The organism is Desulfobacterales bacterium (assembly GCA_028704555.1).
Lineage (GTDB): Bacteria > Desulfobacterota > Desulfobacteria > Desulfobacterales > JAQWFD01 > JAQWFD01.
This window is the reverse complement of record JAQWFD010000077.1, coordinates 1-5454: the sequence shown is the minus strand read 5'-3', so window position 1 is coordinate 5454 and position 5454 is coordinate 1. Positions and strand designations below refer to the sequence as shown.

The following is a 5454-nucleotide window of genomic DNA, read 5'->3' as shown; positions in this document are numbered from 1 at the left end:
CTGCCGCATGAACAAACCCAAAAAGCGAAGAAACAGGGTTCTCTTCATCAACGCGGTGAACGAGGTCACCCGCGAGCGTGCGCAGAGCTTTCTGACCGATGAGCACATCCAGCGTATCGTGCACAGCTATCGTGCGTTTGCGGATGTGGACCGCTTCGCCCGGGTGGTCAGCAACGACGAGATTCGAGAGAAAGGCAGCAGCCTCAGCATTCCGCTTTATGTGCGGGTGGGCAACGCAAATGGAAATGGTAATGGCTCGGCTGATGCCGTCAGTCTGAAGCAGGCCATTGCCGACTGGCAGGAAAGTTCGGCAGCCTTGCGGGTATCGATGCGTACCTTGTTCTCGACACTGGAAGGAGGGCCTGATGGAAATTAAGACGCCTTTCTCACAAGAAGATTTGAACGAAATATTTAAAATCTCCCCGGCAGATCCAGAGCGTGTGATCTCAAGGGAGAGTAGCAGCCTTGAGTTCAAAGAATCTTTCGGGTGGGCAAGCTTGCCCAAATACCTGAAAACAAGTGCAGGCTACGCAAATGCCAAAGGCGGCTATATCGTTTTCGGCATCGCCAATAGACCTCATCGTCTGTGTGGCCTTTCTGGAACGAATCTGAATCTGTTTGAAGACATCGATCCAGAAAAGATGTCCCGTAATTTCAATGACCATTTCGCTCCTGAAATCGAGTGGACGATTCAGGAATATGAACTCCAGGGGAAGACTTTCGGTCTTCTGTATATCCACGAAGCCAAGGATAAACCTGTCGTTTGTATCAAAGACGCCGGAAAAGAGCTGAAAGAAAGCGACATCTACTATCGATATCGTGGGCGTTCAGAACGCATTAAATATCCGGAGTTGAGGGCCATTCTTGAAGCGAAACGGGAAAAAGAACAACGCCTCTGGATGCGGCATCTTGAAAATATTGCACGGATAGGGGTTCGTGAAGCCGGGATTTTTGATCTTCACACCGGTTGTGTCACTGGATCTGGTGGGTCGTTTCTGATTGACGAGTCTCTTTTAAGCCAGATCTCCTTTATCAAAGAAGGTGAGTTTTCTGAAGTCAAAGGCAAACCTGCCTTAAAGCTCATCGGACATGTAGAGCCTTTAGCAGGTGCCACCCTGAATTCCGCTAAAAAACAGATCATAAAAACAAAAGGCATAAGAACCGGAGATATCGTTCTCGGGGCCTTGAGTCAGGAGAACGTGTCTGAGCCTGACGAGTTTATCAAACAAATCTGTTTTGAAAGCACAGCATTTCTTCCTGTGTATTACTTCATAAATAAATCCGGGATGAACCTGACTCAAACCATCGAAATGGTCGAGGGCCTTGTCACAAGGTCAGCAACCCGGACAAGGCTGATTGAACGTTTGAAAGGCCAGAAGACCCAAGAACTTACAATCCCGAGCGGAAGCACACCTGCAGCCACAAAAAAGCGGAAATACGCTGATTACCTCCGCAATGAAAAAGTGAGCACCACGCTTTCCGGAAAGGAGCTTGAATACTGTCTTCAAGCTATACGTGGGCTGTCTGTAGATGAAATCAAAGCCAATTCGAAGTACCTCAGAGACCTCCTGAGAAACTGGTTTAATAAACATTATGCCTCGGCAAAAGGGGCACTGGCTGACAACCTGCGCCGGGCGATTTGTTGGGTTGATGAAGCATTGAATATGGGAGACTGCAAATGAGTGCGCAGTCCCTGAAGCCCGGATGGAAGATGGTGAAGTTCGGTGAGGTGGTGAAAAACGCGAACCTTGTGGAGCGTGATCCCGAGGGTAATGGCGTCGAACGGATCGTTGGTCTGGAACACATTGATCCTGGAAATCTGCACATCCGCCGTTGGAATTCACCTGAAGACGGCACCTCGTTCACCCGCAAGTTTGTAATGGGGCAGACGCTTTTCGGCAAGCGCCGCGCTTACCAGCGCAAGGTGGCTTATGCCGAGTTTGAAGGCATCTGCTCGGGTGACATTCTGGCCTTTGAACCGAAGGACAATAATATACTTCTGCCGGAGCTGCTGCCGTTTATCTGCCAGACCGATGCCTTCTTCGATCATGCCTTGGGTACCTCGGCCGGTTCGCTATCCCCGAGAACCAGTTGGAAAGCGCTCAAGGATTTTGAATTCCCCCTCCCTCCCATTGAGGAGCAGAAGCGCATCGCCGAAATCCTCTGGGCGGCGGATGAGGCGGTGGAACAATACGAGTTTACCCATAAAAGTGCTGTTCAGTTGCTTGGGGCAATTCGCGACAGTGAGATATGTAGCAAAAATTATCCGTGGCTAAAACTTGGTGATGTCCTTCTCTCTATTGTTGCTGGAAAGAGCGTGGTCGGTGTTAATACACCTGCTGAAACAAGCGGCTTTGGTGTCCTTAAAATTAGCGCAGTCGGTCCAAACGGCTTTGAGCCCGGTGAAAATAAACGCCTGATAAATCCATCAAATTTCATTTCTCAATACAGAGTGAAGAAGGATTCATTGCTGATTACTCGCTGCAATACAACCGAGCTTGTTGGCAGGGTATGCCTCACACATCAAGACCAACCTAACTTGATGCTTTGCGATAAAACACTGGAACTCGTTTTGGACGAAAGCAAAGTAAATAAGCTTTTTATTTTTGAGGCTTTTCGCTCTCGTAGTTTGCGAACGCAAATCATGGGATGTGCTACAGGGACTGGTGGCGCAATGAAAAATATTTCGCAGCAAGATATACGATCACTGTCGGTTCCGGTTCCCACGTTAGAAAAGCAAGATGAGATTGCTAATAAAGCATTGGCCATAGGGAAGCGAATTAGAAATATCGATAAAGGGCTTCGTTTGTTACGGAGTTTAGCCAAGCATCTATCAGATGACTTGATATACTGAAATGGAGGTCGCCCTTGTTTAACGAAATAAACACCGTCAAACGGATAGTTCTCGACACAGTGCGACAGTTGTCGGGCAGTATGGTTGCGGTGGGTAAATATTGTGGAGTCGTTTCATGAAATTTGAAGAGTTTCAATCCGGTAGCAACAAGCAGCAGTATCAGTATAAGAGCTTCCAGCCGGCCCCCATCAACCATGGCTGGTCCTGGGAAGATCCGCGCATCAATGTGCTGCTGGAAAAGGCCACCAGGGCTTTGGGCGAACTCAATGCCTTTACCCTGATTGTTCCGGATGTGGATCTGTTCATCCGTATGCACATGATCAAGGAGGCAAATACCTCAAGCCGGATCGAGGGTACCCGAACGGAGATGGACGAGGCCGTACTGGACGAGGAGTCTATTTCTCCGGAACGCCGGGATGACTGGCGAGAGGTGCAAAATTATGTCCGGGCCATGAACACGGCCATTGATGAATTAAAAGAGCTGCCACTTTCTCTGCGGCTCTTACGCGATACCCATGAAATCCTCATGTCCGGCGTCCGTGGGGATCGGAAAACGCCGGGGGAATTTCGGCGCAGTCAGAATTGGATCGGTGGCTCCGGCCTTGTCGACGCAGCCTATATCCCTCCCCACCATGAGGATATGTCGGATCTGCTCACAGACCTGGAAGCTTTCTGGCATAATGAGAATATTCAGGTTCCTCATCTGGTACGCTGCGCGTTGAGTCATTACCAGTTTGAGACAATCCATCCCTTCCTGGACGGCAACGGCCGGATTGGTCGGCTGCTGATTACCCTCTATCTGGTCAGCCACGGGTTGCTCAGCAAGCCGTCCCTTTATCTCTCCGCCCATCTGGAGAAGCATCGAGGGGCCTACTATGACACCTTGACCAGGGTGCGTGAGTCCAATGATATCGGGCATTGGGTCCGGTTCTTTCTTCAGGCGGTGATTGAAACCGCGAAAAGTGGTAAGCAAACCTTTCAGCGGATTCTTGCGCTCCGTCAGGAATTGGATCATGAGGTGGTCAAACTGGGACGCCGAGCGGAAAATGCCCGTCAGCTGATTATGTATCTTTATGGGACACCGACGATTACCGTGAACAAGGCCATGCATTTGTTAAACATTAAGTATGTTCCAGCAAACAGTCTCATTTCCACCTTGGTTGAAATGGGCATCCTCCAGGAAATTACCGGTTACCACCGGAACAGAAATTTTCTTTTCTGGCGGTATATTGATATTTTCGTGGATGGAAAATAAACATGGCTTTTTATATTATAGTTTCACGTGCAAAAAATATAATAAAAGAAATCATATTAATTTTTCCCTCTCATTCGGGGTAAAAAATGGCAAAAAAAATGAGCGCCTGTTTCACCGAAGAAAATACCGTTGAACAGATGGTTCTCGATACGCTTTGCGAAAAAAGGACCGAAAACATTATTGCAGAGCCTCTGGCACCGTATGGACCGTCATCTCTAAAATGGAGATTTATAGCCGCTGATCAGCTTCCACGCCAGCATTCCGATGTGCTGGTGGAATCCATGGTTCGCGATGCACTGATTCGCCTGAATCCGGAAATCAAGGCCCATCCGGACTGCGCGGATGAGGTGCTTTATCGGCTGCGGGCCATTTCACTGAGCGTGCAGAGCGAAGGGCTGGTGCGGGCCAACGAGCTGCTTGCCGAATGGCTGCGGGGTGAAAAATCCATGCCCTTTGGCGAACGCGGCGAACATAGGCCTGTTCGGCTGATCGATTTTGAGACCTTGAGCAATAACGACTACGTGGTGACCAGTCAGTGGGTCTACCCGGTCAAGGAAGGCGGCCGCCGGTTTGATATTGTGCTTCTGGTCAACGGCATTCCTCTGGCGATCGGCGAAGCCAAGACCCCGGTGCGTCCGGCGGTCACCTGGGTGGACGGAGCCAGCGACATCCACAACGGCTATGAGCAGTGCGTGCCGCAGATGTTTGTGCCCAATGTGTTTTCATTCGCCACTGAGGGCAAGTGCTACCGTTACGGCTCGGTGCGCATGTCCATCGATATCTGGGGGCCCTGGCACGAAGCTGATAACAAGTCCGAAGGCAGTCTGGCCGATGTGCAGCGTTCCATCCGGGCCATGTTGCGCCCGGAGATCGTGCTGGACATCCTTCAGAATTTCACCCTGTTCGCCACTGACAAAAAGCACCGGCGCATCAAGATCATTTGTCGGTATCAGCAGTATGAAGCCGCCAACCTGCTGGTGGCCCGTGTGGTCAAGGGCTATCCGAAAAAGGGCCTGATCTGGCATTTCCAGGGCTCGGGCAAATCCCTTTTGATGGCCTTTGCCGCGCAGAAACTGAGGATGCACCGAAATCTTGGTAACCCAACGGTCATGATCGTAGTGGACCGTATCGACCTGGATACCCAGATCACTGCCACCTTCAACGCCGCCGATATTCCGAACATGGTTGGGGCCGCGACCCGGCAGGAACTGAAAACCCTGCTGGCAACGGATACGCGCAAGATCATCATCACTACCATTAACAAATTCGGGGAAGCGGATGGATGCCTGAACGACCGCTCGAACATCATCGTGATGGTGGACGAGGCGCACCGCACCCAGGAAGG

The 5454-nt window shown here is 50.5% G+C and carries 5 protein-coding genes; all 5 read left to right on the top strand.

Annotation, left to right across the window (positions count from 1 at the left end):
- Positions 1-376, top strand: a 376-nt coding sequence (locus PHQ97_15860) for an N-6 DNA methylase (GenBank protein ID MDD4394208.1), incomplete at its 5' end; no start/stop codon positions are given.
- Positions 366-1682 (top strand): ATP-binding protein, encoded by a 1317-nt coding sequence (locus PHQ97_15855; protein MDD4394207.1) that lies wholly within the window; start codon positions 366-368, stop codon positions 1680-1682. The genes PHQ97_15860 and PHQ97_15855, both read left to right, overlap by 11 nt.
- Positions 1679-2854, top strand: a complete 1176-nt coding sequence (locus PHQ97_15850; protein ID MDD4394206.1) for a restriction endonuclease subunit S — start codon at positions 1679-1681, stop codon at positions 2852-2854. The genes PHQ97_15855 and PHQ97_15850 overlap by 4 nt, the downstream gene beginning before the upstream one ends.
- A gap of 115 nt (positions 2855-2969) precedes the next feature.
- A complete protein-coding gene (locus PHQ97_15845; protein MDD4394205.1) occupies positions 2970-4109 on the top strand; it encodes a Fic family protein in 1140 nt (379 codons plus the stop codon).
- A gap of 86 nt (positions 4110-4195) precedes the next feature.
- Positions 4196-5454: type I restriction endonuclease (locus PHQ97_15840; protein MDD4394204.1), on the top strand; the 1259-nt coding region annotated here is incomplete at its 3' end.

Coding starts and splice junctions, on each gene's coding strand:
- PHQ97_15845 (MDD4394205.1), top strand. CDS start 2,970: ATGAAATTTGAAGAGTTTCAATCCGGTAGCAACAAGCAGCAGTATCAG.
- PHQ97_15855 (MDD4394207.1), top strand. CDS start 366: ATGGAAATTAAGACGCCTTTCTCACAAGAAGATTTGAACGAAATATTT.
- PHQ97_15850 (MDD4394206.1), top strand. CDS start 1,679: ATGAGTGCGCAGTCCCTGAAGCCCGGATGGAAGATGGTGAAGTTCGGT.